Below are 23,259 nucleotides of genomic sequence, written 5' to 3' on the forward strand. Positions count from 1 at the left end.
CGCGCTCAGAGCCGCTGCCGCAGGCCCGAGGCGCGGTTCACCGGGCGCTGGATGGCCTGGCGCAGGGCGTCCTCGGTGCCGATGATCTCCACCCGCTCCCGGGCCCGGGTGACTGCGGTGTAGAGCAGCTCGCGGGTGAGCAGGGCCGACTCCAGCGGCGGGAGCACGAAGGTGACCTCGCCGAACTGGCTGCCCTGGGCCTTGTGCACGGTCATGGCGTGCACGGACTGGACGGCGTCGAGGTGGATCAGCGGGTGGATGGTGGGCTGCTGCCCGCGGGCGAAGGCGGCCTGGGCGCCGCGGGGGGTGTCGACCACCACCCCGGTGTCGCCGTTGTAGAGACCGATCTCGGGGTCGTTGGCCGTCACCAGCAGCGGACGGCCGAGGTACCACTCGCCCTCCTCGCCGTAGCCGGGCACCTCCTCGCGCAGCCACTCCTCGACCGTGTGGCTCCAACGGGCCACGCCGAAGGGGCCGGCGCGGTGGGCGCACAGCACCCGGTGCTGCTCCATCGCGCTGACGGCCCCGGCTGCGTCGCCCTCCCGGGCCCGGTCGACCACCGAGCGCCCCGTGCGCTGGACCACCGCCCGCAGCTCGGGGAAGGCGACCGGGTCGGTCTCGGACAGGTCGGCCTCGACCCAGCCCACGTGGTCCCCGCCGGCGCGCAGCACCGCCAGGGCCGCCTCCGCGTCCCCGGCGCGCACCGCCCGCGCCAGCGCCCCGATCTCGTGCCCGAAGCGCCAGGTGTGGGTGAGCTCGACCACGCCGCGGACCACCGCGCTCATGGACGGCGGCACCGTCTCGCCAGGACCCTCCGCTGCGGTGCCCTGAGCGGGTGCAGAGCCGGCGGCGGCCACCGGCTGGAGGTCCGGGATCCGAGAGCGCCCGGCCGACAGGGCGCCCGGCGCCCCGGCCGGCGCCGGATCCGTGGTCCCACCAGACAGGGCACCCGGCGTCCCGTTCGACGCTGCGCCCACCCGGCCGTCGGTCGCAAGCGGGGTGGTGCGGCGTGGGCTCGGCTGCCGGTCGTCGGCGTGCACGTGCAGCAGGGCGCGCCAGCGGGGGTCGTCGACGGGGACCGGCTGGCGGTTGGAGTCGGCGTGGGTGACGTCGGCCATCACCGCGCCGGCCTCCACCGAGGTGAGCTGATCGGGGTCGCCGACCAGGATGACCCGGGTGCCGGACCGGGTCGCCTCGAGCAGCCGGGCCATCATAGGCAGCGACACCATCGACATCTCGTCCAGCACGATGACGTCCCAGGGCAGCGGGTGGGCGGCGTCGTGGCGGAACCGGGTCCGCGACTCCGGCCGCCAGCCGAGCACCCGGTGCAGGGTGGTGGCGGTCAGACCGGACAGCGGGGCTCGCAGGTCCTCCGGCAGCCGGGCGGACTCGGCCCGCACGGCCTCCTCCAGCCGGGCGGCCGCCTTCCCGGTGGGGGCGGCCAGGGTGATCCGGAGCCGCCCCTCGTGCAGGGCCTGCAGGCTGGCCAGCACCTTGGCCACGGTGGTGGTCTTGCCGGTGCCGGGCCCGCCGGCCACCACCGAGACCCAGTTGAGCACGCTGTTGGCCGCGGCGATGCGCTGCCAGTTGGGCTCGTCGGTGGCGAGGTCGGCGCGGTCGAACAGCCGGTCCAGCAGCGCCTCGACCCGGTCCAGGTCGACTCCCGGCGGGGTGGCCCGGCGGCGTCGGAGCAGCTGGGAGCGGACCGACTCCTCGTGCTCGAAGTAGCGGTCCAGGTACAGCCGGGAGCCGAGCAGCCGCAGCGGCCGTGGTTCGTCGTCGTCGGGACCGGTCCCCACGCCCCCACCCGACGGTGCCGGGGCGTCGGCGTCCGCGGTGGGCTCGACCCGCACCATCGGGCTCTCGCGCAGACCCTGCAGCCAGCGGCCGGGCTCGGGCCAGGGCAGCGCCGCGGTGTCCACCAGCGCCTCCTCGACGTCGAAGCCGTCCTCGGCCACGCTGGTCAGGTCGAGGCAGACCGAGCCGCCGCGGAGCGCCCGCACCGTCAGGGCCAGCGCCAGGGTGTTGTCCGGCGAGGGCTCACGGCAGAGCTGGGCGATGCTGACGGCCACGTTGACGTCGGCGACCGCCAGCACGCCGCTGGTGTTGAAGTCCGCCAGCACCCCGGTGGCCCGGACCGCCGTCTCGTGCACCGGTGCGGTCACGGTCGTCCTCCCGGGGTCCTCGTGACGGCCCGGCGCGGGGCGCCCGGCCCGTGGGCCAGCAGCGCCGACAGGTCCTCCACCATGGCCGCCGGCGGGTGCCAGCTGAACACCCCGCAGGGCACCCCGTCGCTGAGCGGGGTGTCCGGGCCGGCCATCCCGCGGACGAAGAGGTAGAGCACGCCACCGAGGTGGTCCCCGGGGCGGTAGCCGGGCAGTCGCCAGCGCAGGTAGCGGTGCAGGGCGACGCAGTACAGCACCGCCTGCAGCGGGTAGTGCGAGGCCATCATGGCCTCGGCCATGGCGGTGCGGCCGTAGCGGCCGAGGGTGAGCGGGCTGTCGTCGCGGGGACCGAGCCAGTTCGTCTTGTAGTCCACCACCAGGTGCCGGGTCGGCTCCTCGCCCACCCGCAGCACGGCGTCGACCGAGCCGGTCAGGAAGCCCCGCAGCGTCTCCTGGCCCAGGGCGGGGTCACGCAGCCGCTCGGGGTAGCTGACCAGCGGGTCGTCCGCGGGCAGGTGGCGCTCCAGGCAGTCGGCCACGTCGGCCAGGGTGGCCGACCGTCCGGGCGTCGTGCCCCCGGCCAGCGGGAGCTCGAAGTCCAGCTCGGGCAGCCGGTCCGTCGGGGCCACGTCGGCCAGGCTCCGGTCACCGGCCAGCGGCCCGAGGGGGGTGCGGACGGCCGGGGTCAGGGCCTCGGCCAGCTCGCGGGCGGAGAACCCGGCGGCCGGGAGCCGGGCCAGCTCGCGGGCGGCCAGCCCGGTGAGCTCGGCGGTCACGTCCTCGGCGGTGGGGTCGGCGTACTCCAGCAGGGAGTGCACCAGGGAGCCGAAGGCGGTGCCTCCGGGGAAGTCCTGCAGCGGGGACACCCGGGACAGGCCCTCGCCGCCGTCGGCCGCCGGCGTGGTCGTCACCTCGTCGGTGACGGGCTCGTCGTCCTCCCGGGCCCGCAGCGGCTCGCTGCCCACCCCCGGGCTGGCCGGTGCCGCGCCGTGGGCGGCGGCGGTCAGCGAGGAGTAGGAGGTCCGCCGCCAGGACAGGTCCAGCTCGCGCTGGAAGAGGCGCACCCGCAGCGCCTCCGGCGGGTCCTCCGGCGGGGAGCTGACCGGCAGCTGGCGCGGGCCGATGGCCTCCACCGCGACCAGCCGCCGCGGCAGGCCGTCCAGGGCCAGCGGCGACCGCTCGGCCGGGTACTCCGGCTCGGGGTGGGCCTGCTGGCGGTCGCGCTGCAGCAACCGGTGCAGCGCGCTGGCCGGGGTGTTGCGGGAGGCCGCACCCCACCAGGCCACCACCTGGCACTGGGCCCGGGTGAGGGCGACGTAGAGCAGCCTCAGGTCGTCCCCGGAGTCCTCGGCCCGGGCGCGGGCGAACCGCTGGGCGCGTCCCTGGCCCTCCCGGCCGCCGACGTCGATCACCCGCTGCCCGGCGTCGTCGTGCAGCCGGAGCACGCCGCCGCCGTCCTCGTCGAGGTAGCGGTCCCAGCCCGAGGGGAGGTAGACGATGGGGAACTGCAGACCCTTGCTGTGGTGGTAGGTGAGGATCTGCACCGCGTCGGCGTCGGTCTCCAGCCGGCGCGAGCGCTGGTCGCTGTCGGCGCGGGCCTGGCTGATCCGCTCCCGCAGCCAGGCCAGCAGCGCGGCCGTCCCCAGCCCCGCGCTGGTGCGCTCCTGGTGCAGCCCCTCGGCGACGTGGCGCAGGTCGGTCAGCTCGCGCTCACCACCGGGGCGGCGCAGCAGCCGGGCGGCCAGACCGGTGCCGGTGGAGACGGCCTCCATCAGCGCGGCGACGCCCTGGCGCTCCAGCACCCGCGACCACGTCTTGAGGGTGCGGCGCAGCTCACCCAGCTCCTGGTCGTCGGCGGCGGCGAGCTGGTTGAGGCTCCAGCCCACCAGCGGGGTGAGCGCGGCGGCGCGGACCGAGCGCTGGTGCGGCTCGAGCAGCGCCTCCAGCAGGGTGGCCCAGGCCAGCGCGGACTCCGAGGCGTGCACCGAGCGGGTGCCGTTGACCACCGCGGGGATGCCGGCCGCGGCCAGCGCGGTGCGGATCTCCTCCGCGCGCGCGTTGGCCCGGACCAGCACCGCCACGTCGCTGGCCCGGACCGGGCGCCACTCGCCGTCCAGGCACAGCTCGGCGTCGCCGGAGACCAGCGTCCCGAGCTCGCGGACCAGGTCCTCCTGCAGCTGCCGGCGCACCTCGCCCACCCGCCCGGCCCGGCCCTCGGCGGCCCGGATCCGCAGCGGCGTGGTGGGGTAGCGCCCGGAGTGGCTGCGCATCCGGGGGCCCGGGAGGGCCGCCTCCACCGCGCGGACCATGATGCGGTCGTCGCCCAGGGCCGCCCCCTCGAACAGCGCGAGCACGGCGGCGACCACCGCCGGGTCGGAGCGCCAGTTGCGGCCCAGGGTGTGGGTGGCCTCGGCCTCGGCGACGGCCTGGAGGTAGGAGTGCACGTCGGCGCCGCGGAAGCCGTACACCGCCTGCTTGGGGTCGCCGATCAGGATCAGCGTGGAGTGGCCGTGGAAGGCCTCGCGGACGATGTGCCACTGCACCGGGTCGGTGTCCTGGAACTCGTCGATCAGCACCACGGGATAGCGCTCCCGCAGCCGGGTGCGCGCGGCCTCCCCGTGCTCGCGGTGGTCCAGGGTGTCCTGCAGGCCCGACAGCATGTCGTCGAAGGTGGACAGCCGCAGCCACCGCTTGCGCCGGGCCACCTCGGCGCGGACACCCAGGGCGAAGTCGACCCGGGCCCGGACCCGCGGGTCGGGGTCGTCGGAGGGCACCAGCTCCAACCCCTGGGCGTCCACCACCGAGCGGGCCAGCACCAGCGCCTCGTCGAAGGACAGCCACGGCCGCGGCGCCGGCTCGCCGTCGGTGGCTGGACGGGCGAAGTGCTGCAGGTAGTGGTCGGCCACCACCTCCCGGGTCAGCTGGTCCAGGTTCTCCACCAGCGTGGCGTCGGGATCGGTGTCGGCCAGCACGCCGAGTGAGTCCAGCATCCGCTGGCAGAACTCGTGGGTGGTGGCGATGGTGGCGGAGTCGAAGTCCGACAGCGCCGCGGCCACCCGGTCGAACCGCTCGCGGAGCTCGGCAGGCGACCCGGTGGTGAGCAGGACGTCCACCGCGTCCTCGCTGCCGACCGGCCGGCCCGCGACCGCGTCGGCCAGCACCGAGCGGGTGGACTCCAGCCGCTGCCGGATCCGCATCCGCAGCTCCTGGCTGGCGGCGCGGCTGAAGGTGACCATCATCAGCGAGGCCAGATCCACCCCCTCGGCCACGAACCGCGCGGCGAGCGCGGCGATGGTCCAGGTCTTGCCGGTGCCCGCGCTGGCCTCGAGCACGCACGTGCCCTCCGGCAGCGGCCCGCAGACGTCGAAGACGGGGATCTCGGTGGGACTGCTCACCGCTGCCCCCGGTGCTGCAGGAGCGGCTGCCACACGGTGAGCGCGAGCGCGCCGAAGCGGTGCCGGACGCCGGTGGCCGCGTGCAGCCGCTCGCCGGCCTCCTCGGCGGTGAGGTCCTCCAGGGTGGTGCCCACCAGGGTGCTCCAGGTCTTGTCGCGGGACAGCTCGCGGGCGGCGGAGCTCTCCACCTGCCGCTGGGCCAGCGCCTCGTCGTCACCGTGACCGGCGGCGCGGGCGCGGGCGTAGGACTCCGCGGTCTGCACCGGCAGCGGCGCGGGCCGCTGCAGCCCCTCCAGGTGCAGCGCGACCAGCTGGGCCAGCAGCTGCCGGGCCCGTTCCGGGGCCACCGGGGCCAGCTCGACCGGCTGGGACCACCGGTCCACCCGACCGATGGAGCGCGCCCGCCACTCGGTGTCCGGTCTCCCGGCGGCGAGCAGCAGCAGGTCCACCCACGCCTCGAGCTGGTGCCGGGCCCCGACCTTGGAGTAGCGCAGCGCGGTCACGGTGTCCTCGCGCACCCCGGTCACCGCCCCGCTCAGGGTCTGCGCGCCGAGGTCGACCCGGGCCTTCACGGTGGTCGGCACCTGATGCGGGTCGATGCCGGCCACCCGGACGATGCCGTCGATGTGCTCGCGGACCTCCTCCAGCAGGGCCTCGCCCAGCGGCCCCGGCGGCAGGTCGCCGCGCAGCAGCTCGGCGCGGCGGAGACGGGACCAGCTCTGGCCCTGCAGGGCGCCGGCCAGGACCCGGCTGCCGATGGCCCAGCGCTGCAGGCCGTCCGGGGCGATGGGCATCTCGTCGGGCCGCTCCTCCTCGTCGCGCCCGGGCACCAGCCCGAACCGGGCCCGGACGAAGGCCTGGCCGGGGTGGGTCAGGAAGCGCTTCAGGTCGCTGACCTCCACCGTGCTGGACGGATCGAGCACCGGCAGCGCGGTCACGTCCAGACCCGGCTCGGGCACCCGGGGACGGGCGGCGGCCCGCGCCCCCTGCAGCGCGGTGGCGTCGAAGCTCAGCGGCTCGCCGCCTCCCGGGCCGACGGTGAAGTTGGCGGGAGCGAAGGGCTGCAGCGGGTGCCGGGTGCGGACCAGCTCGCTGACCGGCGTCTCCCGCCCGTCACGTCCCGCCCGCCCGGTCGTCGCCGTCTCGTCCAGGGCGTCCAGCAGCTCCCGCAGCGGGACCGCGTCGGGGCGGCGGTCGTTGGTGCGCGGGTCCGCCCCGGAGTGCACCACCACCAGCCGCTCGCGGGCCGACATCACCGCGTCGAGCAGCAGCTGGCGGTCCTCGCTGAGCCGGTCGCGGTCGCCGACCACGGGCTCGCGGGCCAGCACGTCGTCGCCGTCCACGGCGCCGCGGCGGGGGAAGACCCCGTCGTCGACGCCGAGCAGGCAGACCACCCGGTGCGGCACCGAGCGCATCGGGGACAGGGTGCACATGGTCAGCGAACCGGTGCGGAAGTTGCCGCGGCTGGGCCGCCCGCGGAGCTCGTCGGCGAGCAGCGCCCGGAAGTCGCTGGGGCTGAGCGCCGGCGAGGGCTCCGGCGGGTGCGCGCCCACCAGGTCGGCCAGCTGGCCGAAGGCGTGGGACAGCTGCCACTGCTCGTCGGTCGGCACCGCGGTCAGCGACTCCAGCGCCGTCCGGCAGGCCTCCACCCACTGCTGCACGCCCTGGGGCTCGGAGAAGGACGTCACCGCGCGCCGGACCCGGCTGACCAGCTCGGCCAGCCCGCCGACCAGCTCCACCTCCGAGCTGTCCACGCCGTCCAGCGGGAGCACGTGCCCGATGCTGGGCTGGCCGTCCTCGCTCATCGCGACGCCGAGCAGCATCCGCTGCAGCCCCGCGGCCCAGGTGTTCTGCGCGAACCCGCCCATGCCGAACTGGGCCCGGTGCAGGTGGTCCAGCCCCCAGCGCACGCCGGACTGCTCGAGCAGCTCGGCCAGCCGCAGCTGGTCGTCGGCGCGGAAGCCGAAGCGGCGGGCGACCGCGGGGGCGGCGGCCAGGTCGAGCAGGGACGCGGCGCCGGCTCTGGCCGTGGCGAGGTCGAGCAGGTCGACCAGCAGCTCCAGCAGCGGGTTCACCTGCCGCAGGGAGCGGTCGGCGAGTCGCACCCGCAACCGGTGACCGGGGTGCACCGGACCCTCCTCGTCCTCGGTGGCCAGCCCGAAGCAGGCCTGGACCAGCGGGGCGAAGGTCTCGATGTCGGGGCACATCACCACGACGTCGCGTGGCTCGAGGGTGGGGTCGTCGCTGAGCAGGCCGAGCAGGACGTCGCGCAGCACCTCGACCTGGCGGTCCGGGCCGTGGGAGGAGTGCAGCTGCACCGAGGTGTCGTCCACACGCAGCTGGTGGCGCTGGTCACCCGGTCGGGCGTGGTCGGCCTGGACGTCGGCCTGCAGCCAGCCCAGCAGCGTGTCGGGGGTGGGTGCGGCCACCGGCTCCTGCTGGCGGGTGGGCAGCGCGGCGAGCAGCAGCTGGAGCTCGCGCTGGTCGCGGCCCAGCCGCTCGTTGAGCCGGTGCCGGGCCGCGGTGGTGGCCGAGGTGGGCCGGCGGTGGCTGGAGCGCGGGAGGAGGCCGTCCGGGCCGGGCGCGACGGAGAGCGGCTCGTCGTCCAGACGCCGCCACAGCCCGGGAGAGGAGTGCGGCAGCCACAGGTGGACCTCGCGGTCGTGTGCCAGCGCCTCCAGCAGCCGGAGCTGGCGGCGGTCGATCCGGCTGGGCCCGAAGACGGAGAACCGGGGCGGCAGTCCGGCCCGCTCGGGCTCGGCGTGCAGGGTGCGGCAGGCTGCCTCCAGGCGGGCCGCCGGGTGCGGGGCGTCGAGCCGGGCGGCCACCGCCCGCCACAGCGGGGGCTGCCAGGCCAGGTCCGGCTCGAGGGCGCCGAGGGTGGAGCCGACGTCGCGACCGGCGGCCCAGGCCGTCAGCATGCCGGGGCGCTCGGCGGCGTACCCGGCGAAGAGGCGGGCCAGCCGGCGGGCGGTCGTCCACCGGCGCCCGACCCGGCGTCCGCTGGCGTCCTCCTCGCCCAGGTGGGCCGCGACCGGCGCGAACCAGGGCTCGGCGGCCAGCTCGTCGAAGACGGCGAGCAGGGTCCAGACCAGGCGGCGGGGGTGCCAGGGGTCGCCGTCCTCGTCCTCGCCCAGGACCCGGCGGACCGTGTCGTCGAGCAGTCGGCTGAGGGTGGGCATGGCCACCCCGGCGCAGATGCCCTCACCGCCGGCGTCGAGCCGCTCGGCCAGGGACTGGGCCAGCCAGCGCTCCACCCCGGGGGTGGGGACGCAGACCAGCTCGGTGGCGAAGGGGTCGCTGCCGGGGGCGGGGGTGGCGAGCAGCGCCGCCAGCCCGTCGGCCAGCAGGTCGCCCCGGGCGCTGCGGTGCAGGACGATGCCGGGCGCGCGCGCGGGAGGCGCGCTCGGCGGGAGCGGGGCGTCGGCGGGCTCGAGGCCGTCCAGCAGGTCCTGGGTCATCGTGGGCCAACCCTAGGCAACCCCGCTGACAGTTCCCGCCGACGCCCGTCCGGCGGATGGGACGGGGCCCTCAGGCCAGGCTGTTCAGCTTCTGCATCACCTGCACGGCGCTGGGGTTGGTGGCGCTGGTGCCGTCGGCGAAGACGAGCGTGGGCACCGTCCGGTTGCCGCCGTTGATCCTGGTCACCACCGAGGCCGCCTCGGGCTGGTCCTCGATGTCGACCTCGTCGTAGGCGATGCCGTTGCGGTCGAGCTGGCTCTTCAGGCGTCGGCAGTAGCCGCACCAGGAGGTGGTGTACATCGTCACGTCGGTCATGGCTGCGGAACGGGCCGGTGGCGTCCGGCATTCCCGCCGAAGCCGTTCCGCAGCCGTTCCGCAGCCGCCGTGGACCGTTCAGCGGCGGGTCAGCCAGTCCAGCTGGACGTAGTCGATGTTGAAGTTCTGGTACTCCGTGGACGGCATCTCGATCCGCAGCCGGTGCGCCCCGCGGTCGAACCAGCGCTCCTCGACCGCGACCCGACGCAGGGCGTTGTGGTCGGTGGTGTTGGGCACCGAGAGGGTCGCGCCGGGCTCGCCGTCCCACGTCATGACCATCGTCCCCGCGGGGTCGTAGGGGCTGGACACCCGGGCCGAGACGGCGTAACGCCCGGGGACCACCACCTCCACGTCGTACTCGACCCACTCCCCGCCGCGGATCCACCCCAGCGACCGGGCACCACGCAGGGTGCAGACGTCGAGGCGGTCCTGCTCGGGGGAGACGGAGGCGCAGCGGTTGTCGTCGGTGTCGTGGTAGGCGACGCCCTCCCCGCCGGCCCGCGGCTCCTCGGCCTGGACCCGCACGGTGCGGGGGCCGCGCTGACGGTCCCAGAACCGGATGTCGCCACGGTCGCGCCAGTGGACGAGGGCCTCGACGTTGTCGGTCTGGATCATCGACGCGCGGTAGCGCTGCACCACCGTCTCCCAGCCGAGGTCGGGATCCCTCCGCAGCGAGGTCTCGTCGGTGTGGCCCGCGGCCAGGGACTCCCACATCGTGTTGATCCAGACCCGGCCCCGCCCAGCCAGCTGGCTCAGGTACTCCGGCTGGGCCTGCGCGTCCGTGGCCCGGTCGAAGATGACCTCCACGGCGACCGGCTGGCGGCCGGAGAACTGCAGGGCCTGGGCCCAGGTGCCGTCGTCGACCACGTGCATGTACTCGATCTCGGGGTCGCGGGCCATGAAGGCCTCGGCCTGGGCGACGTCCGGGCTGCCCTTGAACAGGCCGTGGTCGACCGTGCCCGTCTGCTGCAGCACCTGCAGGATCTCCTCGCGGAAGGGCCAGCCCTTGTCCAGGTTCACGAGCGCCCGGCCCCGGACGACCTCCATCGCCTCGGCGAGGGTGGGCACGGGGTGCTCGGTGACCCGGGCGGCGGCGCCCCCCAGGCCCTCCTTCAGGTGCAGACGTCGGACCTGCTCCAGGGTGAGGGAGCTGACCGCGCCCGACCCGTCGGTGGTCCGGTTGACCGAGGTGTCGTGCATCAGGACCGGGACGCCGTCGGAGGTGAGCCGGACGTCGATCTCGACGACCTCGGCCCCGTCCTCGACGGCCGCCTCGATCGCGGCCAGCGAGTTCTCCGGGGCGTCGCGCCACTGCCCACGGTGCGCGGCCACGAGCAGGTCGGCGCCAGGGCCGTGGCGGTGCAGCTCGGTGCGGATCCGGTCGATGCCGGCCAGGGCCCCGTCTCGACCCGCCGCGTCAGCGGCGACGGGTAGCGGGCCGGCTGCGAGGACGGCGGCGGTGAGGGTGGCGATGGTGAGGACGAGGGCGCTGCGGACGCGGATGGGCACAGGGGTCCCTTTCTGGACGGGGATGGTGTCCCCATCCGACCGGTCACGAGCCACGCGCCGGTGACGCCCTGCCCACCAGCGGGTGATGGCTCGACGGCGGGTGGACGTCGCCCGAACCGCGTGGTGGCGACCCCGGTCCCCGCTGAGCGCGAGCGACGGACCCAGCCCGCCTCAGCTGGCCGGGACGGTGGCTCCCGGGGGCGACCAGGACAGCCACCGCGCGGGGTTCTCCACCAGCACGGCCTCCGTGGCCTCGTCCCCGATCGCCGAACGGACCCGCGGGAGGTAGCGCTCGGTGAGGTAGCGCATCCCCGGGAACCCGCCGTAGCCCCGGTAGCGGCTGGCCCGGGCGACGTCCCCACCCAGGAGCAGCCGGTCGCCGTGCCCGAGGTCCACGACGGCGGCCAGGCAGGCCACCAGCTCCGACTCCGGGACCGCGGCGTAGCGGGCGGCGCCGTCGTGGCCGAGGTAGGCGCCGCGCCCGGCCAGCGAGGCGTGCAGCCCGGGGTCGGGGACCCGGTCGACGTGGGCGAGCGCGACGGCGTCGGCGGGGACGCCCTCGGCAGCGAGGAGGTCCAGCACCTCGTGACCGGCCGAGCAGTGCTCCAGGTGCACCACCACCGGCGCACCGGTGGCGGCGTGGGCGGCCCCGACCGCGGTGACGGCGCGACGGGTCAGCGGTGGCAGCGACCAGTAGCCGGCGGCCACCTTGAGCACCCCCGCGCGGACGCCGGTGTGCTCACCGCCGCCGCGGGCCGAGGTCGCGTCGTCGGCGACTGCGCAGCCCTGCACCAGGTCGCGGGTGAGGCGGTCGGCCAGCTGCTCCTCGGTCAGCCCGTGCACCCAGTGCCCGTCCCCGTAGTGCTCCGGACGGTGCAGCCCGGTGGTCGCCACCACGGCCAGCCCGGAGGCCGCCGACAGCCGGGCCAGCGCGGCCGGTGACCGCCCGAGCCCCAGCGGGGTGGCGTCCACCACGGTGTCGGTGCCGTGCGCGCGGACGTCAGCCGCCTCGGCGGTGGAGGCGTCCTCGTCGTCCAGCTCGTCCCCGGGCAGCAGCGGGCTCACCTGGAAGAAGTGCTCGTGGTAGTTCACCCGCCCGAGCCGGTCGGCCGCGACGTCACCGAGCACCGTGCGGACGGTCCCCATCAGCCCGGGTCGGCGGCCAGGGCGCTCAGCCGCTCCACGGTCGCGGGAGGCATCTCGACGTGGAACACCTCGGCGATGACCTGGGTCCAGCCGTGGATGAAGTAGCGCCACCCGTCGACGACGGTCAGGTCGCGCTCCTCCTGCTGGGCCCGGGCGTCGGCCAGCAGCTCCAGGCTGCCGCGGTAGTTCAGCTCCCACACCCACGAGGAGCGGGGGAAGGTGACCCCGCGCGAGAGCGGGGAGCCGGGACGGTCCTTGCCCAGACCGGTGGCGTTGACCACCAGCGAGCCGGCCGGCAGGTCGGCCAGCAGGTGGTCGGCGGGGCCGTCGACGAGCTCGTAGCCGAACAGGTCGGGGTCGAGACCGCCGCGCCGGTGGACCCCGGCGAGGTGGTCCAGCCGGGGCTGGTCGACGTCGGTGCAGACGATCCGGGCCGGCGGGTCGGCGCGCTGGGCCAGGCACCAGGTGATGGCGGCCCCCGCACCCCCCGACCCGAGGCACAGCACCTGGGCCGGGGACCCGCTGAAGTGCCCCTCGGGGAGGAACTCGGCCATGGCCAGGGCCGCGGTGACCGGGTCCTTCGCGTGGCCCAGCAGCCGGCCGTCGCGCTTGGAGATGGAGGAGACCTCACCGCACAGCCGCGCGAAGTCGTCCAGCTCGTCGAAGAGGTCCGCGGCCGCGGCGTGCACTGAGATCTTGTGGGTGGTCACCAGCGCGCCCAGGTGGTCCGGGTCGTCGCGGATGGACTCGACCAGGGCGCGGTAGGTCTCCGGCGGGGCGTCCAGGGCGACGTCGTGGCCCTGCATCCGCCGGGTGGGCAGGCCGAGCTCCTCGGCCCAGCGCGGGAAGATGCGCATGATCGAGGACGAGCCGGTGCTCACCCCCACGAAACCCATCCGCGGGCCGGTGGCCGACGGGTCGGTGGTCAGCGGGTCGGTGGTCACAGGGCCGCCTCCTGCCAGGCGCGCTGGTACTCCCCGGCGCGGGTGGTCAGGGCGTCCCAGTCCCCGGCGGCCACGGCGGCCGGGGGGCAGAGGTCGCTGCCCGCCCCGACCGCGGCCACCCCCGCCTTCCGCCAGGCGGGGAGGTTGTCGGGGGAGACGCCGCCGGTGGGCATGAAGGCCACCGTGGGGAACGGCCCGCGCAGCGCGCCGAGGTAGGCGGGTCCGCCCAGGGAGGCCGGGAACAGCTTGACCACGTCCGCGCCCAGCGCCAGCGCGGTCATCACCTCGCTGGGGGTGATGGCCCCCAGCAGGCAGGCGACCCCGGTCTCCTTCATCGCCCCGGCCAGCTCGGCGGTGGTGCCGGGGCTGACCAGGAAGGTGGCGCCCGCCTCGACCGCGGTCCGGGCCTGCTCGGCGGTGGTCACCGTGCCCGCCCCGAGCACCGCCCCCTCCGGCAGCGACTCCCGCAGCGCCGCGATGGCCCGCGTCGCCTCCGGGGTGGAGAAGGTGACCTCGATGCCCAGCACGCCGCCGGCGGCCAGGGCCTCCGCGGCGCTGACGCAGGAGCGCCAGTCCGGGGCGCGGAGGACGGCGACCACGCCGACCTCCTGCAGACGGCGGACGGTACCGGTCGGTGTCGGGGGGCTGGTCGGTGTCGTCATCGGGTGACCTCTCGGACTCGGTGGGAGGGTGGACGACCGGCCAGGACGGCCAGCACGTCGTCGACGGCCATGGTGCCCATCAGGTCGATGGCCTGCACGGTCTGGGCCGCGCTGTGCGGGGTGAGCAGGACCCGGTCGCGGAGGTCCTCGGCCAGCAGCGGGCCCGGGACGTCGCGGCCCTCGCCCTGCAGGGTGTCGGCAGCGTAGCCGCCGAGCCGGCCCGCGCGCAGGGCGTCGGCCACGGCGTGCTCGTCGACCAGGTCGGCCCGGGCCGTGTTGACCAGCAGCGCGGAGGGTCGCAGCAGACCGAGCAGGCGCCGGTCGACCACCGTGGCCCCGCCGGGGACGTGCAGGCTGACCAGGTCCGCGCGGCGGGCCAGCTCCTCCAGCCCCACCAGCGGCAGGTCGCCGGCCTCGTCGAGGAAGGGGTCGTGGCCCACGACGCTGCACCCGAGGGCCGCCACCCGCGAGGCGAACGCCCGGCCCACCCGCCCGGCCCCGACCACGCCGACGGTCAGGGCGGAGAGCTCGCGACCGCGTCGCGGGGACCAGTCCCCGCCGCGCACCGCCCGGTCACCGGGGGCGACCTGGCGCAGGACGGCCAGGGCCAGGGCCAGCGCGTGGTCGGCCACGGCACCGGTGTTGGCCCCCGGGGTGTGGGTGACCACGACACCCCGCTCCGCGGCGGCGGCCAGGTCGACGGCGTCCACCCCGACCCCGTAGCGGGCCAGCACCCGCAGCCCCGGTGCGGCGTCGAGGTGCTCGGCGGTGACCGGCCCGACCCCGGCCACCCAGGCCGAGGCCCCGGCCAGGGTGTCGCGGCAGGCGTCCAACGGGTGGTCCGGGGGGAGCCGCCGCACCGTGCACCCGGCCACCCGGAGCCGGTCGAGCAGGTCGACCTCGCCGGAGGAGAAGGACCGGCTGGAGACGACGACCAGCGGAGCGGTCACCCGTCGCCCCGGGGGAAGGTCGGCTCGAGGGCCCGGTACAGCGCGGACCAGCGCGGCAGGGCGGCCGCGAAGGCCTCGGTCCGGTCCAGGGAGGGCTCGAAGCGGGCGGTCTCGCGGGCCAGTCCCCGGGCGGCGGTGACGTCGTCCAGCAACCCGGCGCCCACCCCGGCGACCACGGCCGCCCCCAGCGAGTTGGCCTCGTCGACCACGTCACGACGCACCACCGGGGTGCCGAAGGCGTCGGCGAAGAGCTGCAGCCACAGGTCGCTGCGGGCCCCGCCGCCGATGGCGGTGACCTGGCCCACGTCGGCGCCGCAGTCGCGGAACGCCTGGACGCAGGTGAGCAGGTTGAGCACCACCCCCTCCAGCACCGCACGCACCAGGTGGCCCCGGCCGTGGGCGCGGGTCAGCCCGAGGAAGGCCCCGCGGGCGTCGGGCTCCCAGTGCGGGCTCCGCTCGCCGAGCAGGTGGGGGAGGAAGTGCAGGTGGTCGTCCAGGGCGGTGGCCCCGGCCGCCTCGGCCAGCAGCGCGCTGATCCGGGTGCCGTCGGTGCCGGGCTCCAGCACCTCACCGACCCACTGCAGGGAGCCGGCGCCGGCGACCATGGTGGCGGTGGGCACGAAGAGGCCGGGGACGACGTGGTTGAAGGTCATGGTGCGCATGCCCGGGTCGTGCAGCGGCGCGGTGGCGGCGAAGGACACCCAGGAGGAGGAGCCGAGGTAGAGGTAGGCGCCGTCCTCCGGTGTCACCACGCCGGCGCCGACGGCGGCCATCGGGCCGTCCCCGCCGCCGAGCACCACCGGGGTGCCCGCGAGCAGGCCCACCTCCTCGGCGACGGCGGCCCGCACCCCGCCGACGACCGTGGCCGAGGGCACGACCCGCGGCATCAGCGCGGGGTCGAGGTCGGCGGCGGCGAGCAGCCGTCCGGACCAGGTGCCGGTGCGCTGGTCGAAGGCGTTGGTGGACGAGGCGTCGGACGGGTCGGTGACCAGCTCCCCGGTGAGCCGGGCCACGACGTGGTCCTTGGCCTGGCAGACAGCGGTGGTGCGGGCGAAGGCCTCCGGCTCGGAGTCGCGGACCCAGGCCACCTTGGTGAGTGAGTAGGTGGGGTTGAGCCGGTGCCCGGTGATGGCGTAGGTGTCCTCCACCGGCACCGAGCGGGCGATCCGGTCGGCCTGGGCCGAGGAGCGGTGGTCGGCCCAGATCAGCGCGGGACGGACGGGGCGGTGCGCCCGGTCCAGCAGCACCGCTCCCATCATCTGCCCCGAGAGCCCGACCACCGCGACCTGGTCCGGTGCGGTGCCGGTCTCGGCGAGCAGCCGACGGGTGGCCTCGCAGCAGGCGCGCCACCAGTCCTCGGGGTCCTGCTCGACGACGCCACCGGGGGCGTAGCGGGTGGGGTAGCCCACGGTCACGGCGGCCACCAGGTGGCCGTCGTCGGTGTGCAGGGAGGCCTTGTCCCCGGTGGTACCGAGGTCGTGGGCGAGGATCACCTCAGCCCCCGTAGGGCACGAGCTCGAAGGCGTCGCCCAGGCGCACCGCCCGCGCCCCCATCCCGTGGTCCAGCACCCACTGGTAGTCGTGGCCGGCGCTGCCGGGGTAGACGGCCAGGAAGCGGTAGGGCTCGTCGGCCGACACGTTGACCGAGCGGTGCGCCCAGCCCGGGGGGATGTAGCCGATGGTGCCCGGCGACATGTCGAGCCAGGCGTGCTCGGCGCCGTCGAAGAGCAGCAGCCCGCCGGTGCCGGTCAGGCCGAGGTAGATCTCGCCCTGGGGGTCGGGGTGCTGGTGGCCCTTGGTCATGAAGAGCTCACCGGACAGCTCGCCGGGGGAGATGGTGGTGATCGACTGGGGCAGCTCCCGTGGCGTCTCGGGCACCGGGGAGGAGTGCACGGAGTAGACGACCTTCTCAGAGCCGCGCAGCTCCTGCCAGGCCCGCTGGTCCCGGAACAGCCCCTCGAGGTCGGCCATCCGCCGGGTCAGCACGGGGCCGGCGGGGTCGACGACGGCGGTGGCGGCGTCGAAGGTGATCTGGAAGGGCCGCAGCGGCGGGGTGGCGTAGCCGCTCACCGGTCCTGCTCCGGGCGGGTGAGCGGGAGGTCCAGGGGGAAGGTGAAGGTGCCGGCGGTGCCGTCGGGCCAGCCGAAGACCACCTCGTCGGCGATGCCCACGAAGAACCCGTTCTCCACCACCCCGGGGATGGTGTTGAGCTCCACGGTGAGCTGCTCGATGTCGCGGGCGGTGCCTAGGCGGGCGTCGAGGATGAAGTTGCCGTTGTCGGTCACCACCGGTGAGCCGTCGCGCTCGCGGCGGTACAGGTCGACGTCGGCGGGGTAGCCGTGCTCGACCAGCAGCCGGCGGACGGCCCGGCGCGTCGTCCCCCAGGAGTACTGCACGACCTCGATCGGCAGCGGGAAGGCCCCGAGCTGCTCCACCGCCTTGGTGTGGTCGGCCACCACCACCATCGTCGCGCTGGTGCGGGCGACCAGCTTCTCCCACAGCAGGCAGGCCCCGCCGCCCTTGATCATGGCGCCGTCGCGGTCGATCTCGTCCGGCCCGTCGACGCAGACGTCCAGCTGCTCGACGTCGTCCAGCTCGACCAGGGTGATGCCGAGCTCCAGGGCCAGGTCCCGGGTGCCGTTGGAGGTGGGCACCCCCACGACGTCCAGACCGTCGGCGACCAGCTCGGCCAGGGCGCGGACGAAGTAGTGCGAGGTGGTGCCCGAGCCCAGGCCGAGGCGGGCCCCGTCGAAGGCGTGGGTGCGGGCGGCGAAGCGGCCGGCGGCGAGCTTGGCCCGGTCCTGGTCGCTGCGGGTCTCGATGCTGGGCGTGGTCATCTGGTCTCCGGTCGGGACGGGCGGGGGAGGTCCCCCGCGACGATGGCGGGCAGGTCGGCGTAGCGGGGGAGGCGGGTGCCGTGCACCTCGGGCGGGGCCCAGGACACGGCCAGGAAGTCCACCCCGGCCGCCTCGGCGCAGCGCTGGTCGATCACGGAGTCCCCGACCAGGACGCTGGTGGCCGGGTCGGCGCCGATACCGGCCAGGGCGGTGGTCAGGTGCTCGGGGTGCGGCTTGCTGCGGGTGGGCCGGTCCCCGCCCACCACCACCGGGAAGAACCGGGCCACGCCCAGCCCCTCCAGCACCTGGTGGGCGATCACCTCGACCTTGTTGGTGCAGACCGCCATCGGCACCCCCGCGACGGCCAGGGCGTCCAGCGCCTCCGCGACGCCGTCGTAGAGGACCGAGTCCACCACCGGGCGGGCCCGGTACTCCGCGACGTAGGCGGCCGCCACCGCCTCCTCGGGCGCGCCGGACGCGCCGGAGAGCAGGATGGCGCCCTGGACCAGCGCGGCGACGCCCTCACCGAGCAGCGGCACCACCTCGGCGGCACTCAACGGGCGCCCGCCCCAGGGGGCGAGAGCGAGGTCGAGGGCGACGGCGATGTCGTGGCTGGAGTCCACGAGGGTCCCGTCCAGGTCGAACACGACACTGGCGTAACCGGTCACGGGCGGTCTCCTCCGTACAGGGCGGGGTAGAGGCGGCGGAACTCCGCGTACCCCCGGTCGTGGACGGCCACCCGGTCCGGGTCCGGCTCGGTGGTGCTGGTGACGTGCACCCGCCGCAGCGCCTCGCGGAGCGAGGGCCACTGCCCGGTGCCGACGCCGGCCAGCAGGGCGGCGCCGTGGGCCGCCCCGTGCTCACCGCCGGAGACCGAGCTCACCGGGGTGCCGAGGACGTCGGCCAGGGTCTGGGACCAGATCGGGTAGACCGAGGCGCCACCGGAGATCCGGACGTCGTCGACGGCCAGACCGAGGCCGGCCAGCACGTCACGGACCTCGCGGACGTTGAGCAGCGCGCCCTCCACCACCGCGCGGGTCATGTCGGCGACGTCGTGGCGCAGGTCCAGCCCGACCCAGGCGCCGCGGGCACCGGGGTCCACGTGCGGGCAGCGCTCGCCCACCAGGTAGGGCAGGAACCGCAGTCCCTTGGCCCCCACCGGGGAGCGGGCGGCGAGCTCGGCGAGGGCCTGCGTCGCGGGCCGCTCGCCGAGCAGCGGGGCCAGCGCGTCGCGCCACCACTGCAGCGCCCCGCCGGTGGTCAGGGCCACCCCCATCACGTGCCAGCGGTCCGGTGCGTTGCCGCAGGAGACCTGGACCCGGCCGCCGACGTTGTCGGGGCAGTGGTCGACGGCCGCGCCGAGGATGCCCGCGGTGCCCAGCGTGATGCCGAGCAGCCCGGGGGACTCGATCCCCATCGAGGTCGTCTGCAGCACGGAGTCCCCGCCACCGCCGACCACCGGCGTCCCGGCCCGGAGGCCGACCAGAGCGGCCGCCGCGGCGGTGAGCCGTCCGGTCACGTCGGAGGACTCGACCACCGGGGGCAGCAGGCTGGCCGGCAGGTCGAGGGCGGCGAGGAGGTCGGTGCTCCAGCGCCGGGCGCGGACGTCCAGCAGTCCGGTGCCGGAGGCGTCGGAGACCTCGGTCACCCGGTCACCGGTGAGGTGCAGCCGCAGCAGGTCCTTGGGGTTCAGCACCACGTCGGTGCGGGCGAAGGTGTCGGGCTCGTGGTTGCGGAGCCAGAGGATCTTGCCCACGGTGTAGCCCGGCAGCGCGGTGTTGTTGGTCAGGGCCAGCAGCCCGTCCAGACCCCCGACCTGCTCCAGCAGCCACTCGCACTCCGCGCCGTTGCGGTTGTCGTTCCACAGCACGGCCCGGCGCAGGACCTGGTTGGCGGCGTCCAGGGCCACCATGCCGTGCATCTGCCCGCAGAGTCCGATGGCCACCACGTCGTCGGGGTCGATCCGGGCGGCCACCGCGCGGACGGCCTGCACCGTGGCCGACCACCAGTCCGCCGGGTCCTGCTCCACCCAGCCCGGTTCGGGCAGGTGCAGGGGGTAGCCGACGGTCTCGGTGGCCAGCACCTCGGCCGACCCGTCCACCGCGACGACCTTGACCCCGGAGGTGCCGAGGTCGATGCCCAGCCAGGTACCGCTCACCGGCCGTACCTGACCCGCAGGTGCTTGATGTGCAGGTAGCCGAAGAGACCCTCGCGGCCGTGCTCGTAGCCGTGGCCGGAGCCCTTGCGGCCGCCGTAGGGGGCGTTCATGATGCCGGCGTCGGGGTTGTTGACCGCCACGTTGCCGAAGTCCAGCGCGTGGCCGATCTCGAACACCTCGGTCAGGTCGCGGGCGTAGAGGTAGGCGGCCAGCCCGGCGGTGGTGCCGTTGGCCAGGGCCACGGCCTCCTCGGTGGTGTCGTAGGGGGTGACGCCGACCACCGGGCCGAAGGTCTCCTCCTGCGCCAGCAGGGTGGTGGGCGGCACCTCGTCCACGACGGTGGGGGCGAACCAGGTGCCCGGCCGGTCGATCACGGCGCCGCCGGTGGTGACCCGGGCGCCGTCGGCCACGGCCTGCTGGACGTGGGCCACGCACCGGTCGCGGATGCCGGCGTTGGTCACCGGGCCCACGTCGGGGTCCTTCGAGCCGGGGCCGACGGTGAGCGCCTCGACGCCGGCGGTCAGCTTCTCGACGAACTCCCGGTGCACCGAGCGGTGCACGTAGACCCGGTTGATGGCGATGCAGATCTGCCCGGCGTTGCGGAACCCGCGACGCAGGCACCCGGCGACCGCCTCGTCGACGTCGGCGCTGGCGGTGACCACCTGGGGGCAGGAGCCGCCCAGCTCCATCGACAGCGGCATCGCCTTGGCCACCGAGCGGCTGATCGCCGCGCCGGTGGCTGTGGAGCCGGTGAACGCCAGCTTGTCCAGCCCGGGGTGGGAGGCGAGCGCCCGTCCGGCGACCCCGGCGCCCAGCACGAGGTTGGCCACCCCGTCGGGGAAGCCGGCGGGCTGCAGCAGCGCCATCAGCGCCACGGCGGAGGAGGGGGTGTACTCCGAGGGCTTGACCACGATGGTGCAGCCGGCGGCGAGCGCGGCGGCCAGCTTCCAGCCGATCAGCTCCAGCGGGTAGTTCCAGGGGGTGATGGCCCCCACCACGCCGACCGGCTCGTAGCGGACGATGCTGGTCACGCCGTGCTGCTCGTTGGGGATGGTTTCGCCGTGGACGCGGACGGCCTCCTCGGCGTAGTAGTCGAAGGCGTCGGCCAGCTTGTCGACCTCGTTGCCGGCCTCCCGCAGGGGCTTGCCCATCTCCAGCGTGACCAGGCCGACGAGCTCGTCGCGGTGCTCGCGGACACCGTCGGCCAGCCGGTGCAGCAGCGTCGCCCGGTGGAAGGGCGTGGTGGTGCGCCAGTCGGCCAGGGCCTCGCGGGCGGCGGCGACGGCCGCGTCGACGCCGGCGCCGTCGGTGTCGGGGATCCGGGTGACCACCTCACCGGTGGCGGGGTCGACCACGTCGACGACGGGCTCCCCGGCCTGCACCCAGGACCCGCCGACGAGGTTGAGCGGTGCGGGGACGGTGGGGGACATCAGCTCTCCTGGGGGGATCGGGTGACGGCGCAGCGCAGCGGCTCGCCCTGCAGCGCGCGGCCGGCCTCCTCCGCGGCCAGGCGCTGGAGGTTGTCCAGCGAGGTCTCGGAGTAGAAGGCGGCGTGCGGGGTGAGGAGCACGTTGTGGATCTCGCGCAGCGGTGAGGCGTCGCCGAGCGGTTCGGGGTCGAAGACGTCGAGGCCGGCCCCGGCCAGCCGGCCCGAGGTCAGGGCCTCGGCCAGCGCCGCCTCGTCGACCAGCCCGCCGCGGGAGGTGTTGACCAGCACGCACCCCTCGCGGACCCGGGCCAGGAGGTCGCGGTCGACCAGGTGGTGGGTCTCCTCGGTGACGGGGACGTGCAGGGAGAGGGCGTGCACGGCAGGCAGCAGCTCCTCCAGCCCGACCAGCTCGATGCCGTGCTCGGCCACCCGGGCCGGGTCGGCGTAGGGGTCGGTGGCCAGCAGCCGGAACCCGAAGGGGCGCAGCCGGTCGGCCAGGGAGCAGGCGATCCGGCCCGCCCCGACCAGACCCACGGTCATGGTGGGGAAGGAGGGAAGCGGCCCGACCCGGCCCGGGGGCACCCAGCCGTCCTCGCGGATGCCGTGGTCGTAGACGGGCAGGCGGCGCAGCAGGGCCAGCAGCAGGGCGGCAGCGTGGTCGGCGACGGTGTCCACCCCGTAGTCGGGCACGTTGGCCACCTGGACGCCCAGCCGCTCGGCCGCGGCGAGGTCCACGTTGTCCACCCCGACGCCGTAGCGCACCACGGCGGCGCCGGGGGCCATCGCCGCCAGCTGCTCGGCACCCATCGGGGCGAAGTTGACCAGGGCGACGTCGGCCCCGCGGACCGCCTCGGTGGTCTCCTCGGCCCCGCTGCACTGGTGCACCTGGAGCTCGGCCCCCAGCCCGGCGGCGACGGCCTCCTCGTGGGCGGTGTCGACGAAGGCGTGGTCGGTGACCACCACACGGCTCATCGCAGCAGCCCCCGGCCGGCCAGGTTGGCCACCAGCGCTCGCACGCCGACCGTCCACGGGGGCGCGGTCTCGGAGTGGGTGACCTCGTTGACCAGCGTGCCGAGGGCGTGGTTGGCGATCAGCACGTGGTCGCCGCGGTGGTGGGTGAACCCCTCGCCGGGGGCGTCGCGGTCCTCGGTGGGGGCGAACATGGTCCCGGTGAACAGCACGAAGCCGTCCGGGTACTGGTGGTGGTCGCCGTGGGCGTGGCCGACCAGCTCCTCGAAGGTGCGGCTCATCTCGGCCACGTGGGAGACGGCCTCGACGGAGAACCCGTCCTCCCCGACGACCCGCATCGAGACGTCGGTGGCGCGCAGGGCGTCCAGGGTGAAGTCGCCGGAGAAGAGCCGGATGAAGGGGCCCAGCGCGCAGGAGGCGTTGTTGTCCTTGGCCTCGGTCAGCAGCAGGGCGCTGCGGCCCTCGAAGTCGCGCAGGTTGACGTCGTTGCCCAGGGTGGCCCCGACCACGCGCCCGGCCGAGGAGCAGGCCAGCACGACCTCGGGCTCGGGGTTGTTCCAGGTGGAGCGGGCCAGCACGCCCACCTGGGCGCCGACGCCGACCGCCGACAGGGGCTGTCCCTTGGTGAAGATCTCCGGGTCCGGCCCGATGCCCACCTCCAGGTACTGCGACCACAGCCCCTCGGCGACCAGCCGCTCCTTGATGGCGGCGGCCTCCGCGGAGCCCGGACGCACCCGGGTCGCCGCCTGGACGGTGTCGCCGAGCCGCCCGCGCAGCGCCAGCGCCTGAGCGGGGTCGCCCTTGGCCTGCTCCTCGATGACCCGCTCGACCATGCTGCGGGCGAAGGTCACCCCGGCGGCCTTGAGGGCGGACAGGTCGACCGGGGCCAGCAGGTGCGGGCGGTCGACGGACCCGGCCAGCGAGGCCTCCAGGACCTCCTCCAGGTCCCAGCTCCCGCTGCCGGCCGCCGCGGTCGCGGCCCCCGCCGGGTCGGCGTGGTCGAGGAGGTCGCTCATGGTCGGGCCGAGCTCGGCGGTCACGTCCAGCAGGCGGTCCTCGCGGACCACCACGAGGTGCGGTCCGACGCCCGGCACCTCCAGGCGTCCCACCAGGACCGCGGTGGCGCGGTCGGGGGGGAGCAGGTCGAAGGGCTTGATCAGCGTCGCGGGGACAGGCACCGGTTCTCCGTATCGTCGAGCGTCGTTGCTGGCTCATGAATAACATCAGACAATCTCGTCCGTCAATGTCGGACGTTACGAAGCGTCTGGAGCGCAGGGTGCCCGCGGATGTGCGATCCGGTGTTGCGAGCCGTGACCGA

17 protein-coding genes are annotated in these 23,259 nt (G+C 75.4%); all 17 read right to left on the reverse strand.

Features of this window, described 5'->3' with window-relative positions; genetic code table 11:
- Positions 1 to 5 precede the first annotated feature (5 nt).
- The 17 genes from BLT52_RS13150 to BLT52_RS13230 all read right to left on the reverse strand — a co-directional run bounded on the left by BLT52_RS13150 (position 6) and on the right by BLT52_RS13230 (position 23,119).
- The gene (locus BLT52_RS13150; RefSeq protein WP_231946308.1) at positions 6 to 2,165 is read right to left on the reverse strand and encodes an AAA family ATPase; all 2,160 of its coding nucleotides are present in this window, start codon (positions 2,163 to 2,165) and stop codon (positions 6 to 8) included.
- A complete protein-coding gene (locus BLT52_RS13155; RefSeq protein WP_231946309.1) occupies positions 2,162 to 5,560 on the reverse strand; it encodes a UvrD-helicase domain-containing protein in 3,399 nt (1,132 codons plus the stop codon). The genes BLT52_RS13150 and BLT52_RS13155 overlap by 4 nt, the downstream gene beginning before the upstream one ends.
- Positions 5,557 to 9,021 (reverse strand): exodeoxyribonuclease V subunit gamma, encoded by a 3,465-nt coding sequence (recC, locus tag BLT52_RS13160; RefSeq protein WP_090594207.1) that lies wholly within the window; start codon positions 9,019 to 9,021, stop codon positions 5,557 to 5,559. Before recC ends, BLT52_RS13155 begins: the two co-directional genes overlap by 4 nt.
- 70 nt (positions 9,022 to 9,091) lie before the next feature.
- The gene (locus tag BLT52_RS13165; RefSeq protein ID WP_090594209.1) at positions 9,092 to 9,337 is read right to left on the reverse strand and encodes a mycoredoxin; all 246 of its coding nucleotides are present in this window, start codon (positions 9,335 to 9,337) and stop codon (positions 9,092 to 9,094) included.
- Positions 9,338 to 9,415: 78 nt separating this feature from the next.
- On the reverse strand, positions 9,416 to 10,846 hold the full coding sequence (locus BLT52_RS13170; protein ID WP_197679035.1) for a glycerophosphodiester phosphodiesterase family protein: 1,431 nt from the start codon (positions 10,844 to 10,846) through the stop codon (positions 9,416 to 9,418).
- Between the two features lie 171 nt (positions 10,847 to 11,017).
- Positions 11,018 to 11,992 (reverse strand): phosphotriesterase family protein, encoded by a 975-nt coding sequence (locus tag BLT52_RS13175; RefSeq protein ID WP_090594210.1) that lies wholly within the window; start codon positions 11,990 to 11,992, stop codon positions 11,018 to 11,020.
- On the reverse strand, positions 11,992 to 12,936 hold the full coding sequence (locus BLT52_RS13180) for a shikimate dehydrogenase family protein (RefSeq protein ID WP_197679036.1): 945 nt from the start codon (positions 12,934 to 12,936) through the stop codon (positions 11,992 to 11,994). Before BLT52_RS13180 ends, BLT52_RS13175 begins: the two co-directional genes overlap by 1 nt.
- Positions 12,933 to 13,598, reverse strand: a complete 666-nt coding sequence (locus tag BLT52_RS13185; protein WP_090594212.1) for a bifunctional 4-hydroxy-2-oxoglutarate aldolase/2-dehydro-3-deoxy-phosphogluconate aldolase — start codon at positions 13,596 to 13,598, stop codon at positions 12,933 to 12,935. The genes BLT52_RS13180 and BLT52_RS13185 overlap by 4 nt, the downstream gene beginning before the upstream one ends.
- A complete protein-coding gene (locus tag BLT52_RS13190; protein ID WP_090594214.1) occupies positions 13,595 to 14,548 on the reverse strand; it encodes an NAD(P)-dependent oxidoreductase in 954 nt (317 codons plus the stop codon). Before BLT52_RS13190 ends, BLT52_RS13185 begins: the two co-directional genes overlap by 4 nt.
- Positions 14,545 to 16,041, reverse strand: a complete 1,497-nt coding sequence (gene xylB, locus BLT52_RS13195) for a xylulokinase (protein WP_090594215.1) — start codon at positions 16,039 to 16,041, stop codon at positions 14,545 to 14,547. The genes BLT52_RS13190 and xylB (BLT52_RS13195) overlap by 4 nt, the downstream gene beginning before the upstream one ends.
- A gap of 1 nt (position 16,042) precedes the next feature.
- Positions 16,043 to 16,618, reverse strand: coding sequence for a glucose-6-phosphate isomerase family protein (locus BLT52_RS13200; RefSeq protein ID WP_090594217.1), 576 nt, complete (start codon positions 16,616 to 16,618; stop codon positions 16,043 to 16,045).
- Positions 16,615 to 17,385: a ribose 5-phosphate isomerase A gene (rpiA, locus tag BLT52_RS13205; RefSeq protein ID WP_090594218.1), complete on the reverse strand. Its 771-nt coding sequence runs from the start codon at positions 17,383 to 17,385 to the stop codon at positions 16,615 to 16,617. Before rpiA ends, BLT52_RS13200 begins: the two co-directional genes overlap by 4 nt.
- Positions 17,382 to 18,053 (reverse strand): HAD family hydrolase, encoded by a 672-nt coding sequence (locus BLT52_RS13210; protein WP_090594220.1) that lies wholly within the window; start codon positions 18,051 to 18,053, stop codon positions 17,382 to 17,384. Before BLT52_RS13210 ends, rpiA begins: the two co-directional genes overlap by 4 nt.
- Positions 18,050 to 19,543 carry a xylulokinase gene (gene xylB, locus BLT52_RS13215; protein ID WP_197679037.1) on the reverse strand — a complete coding sequence of 498 codons (1,494 nt, stop codon included), beginning with the start codon at positions 19,541 to 19,543 and terminating at the stop codon, positions 18,050 to 18,052. The genes BLT52_RS13210 and xylB (BLT52_RS13215) overlap by 4 nt, the downstream gene beginning before the upstream one ends.
- On the reverse strand, positions 19,540 to 20,973 hold the full coding sequence (locus tag BLT52_RS13220) for an aldehyde dehydrogenase family protein (protein WP_090594221.1): 1,434 nt from the start codon (positions 20,971 to 20,973) through the stop codon (positions 19,540 to 19,542). Before BLT52_RS13220 ends, xylB (BLT52_RS13215) begins: the two co-directional genes overlap by 4 nt.
- Positions 20,973 to 21,944 carry a C-terminal binding protein gene (locus BLT52_RS13225; protein ID WP_090594223.1) on the reverse strand — a complete coding sequence of 324 codons (972 nt, stop codon included), beginning with the start codon at positions 21,942 to 21,944 and terminating at the stop codon, positions 20,973 to 20,975. Before BLT52_RS13225 ends, BLT52_RS13220 begins: the two co-directional genes overlap by 1 nt.
- Complete coding sequence (locus tag BLT52_RS13230; RefSeq protein ID WP_231946310.1) at positions 21,941 to 23,119, reverse strand: fumarylacetoacetate hydrolase family protein; 1,179 nt, start codon at positions 23,117 to 23,119, stop codon at positions 21,941 to 21,943. Before BLT52_RS13230 ends, BLT52_RS13225 begins: the two co-directional genes overlap by 4 nt.
- Positions 23,120 to 23,259 lie beyond the last annotated feature (140 nt).

Source organism: Auraticoccus monumenti (assembly GCF_900101785.1).
GTDB classification, from domain to species: domain Bacteria; phylum Actinomycetota; class Actinomycetes; order Propionibacteriales; family Propionibacteriaceae; genus Auraticoccus; species Auraticoccus monumenti.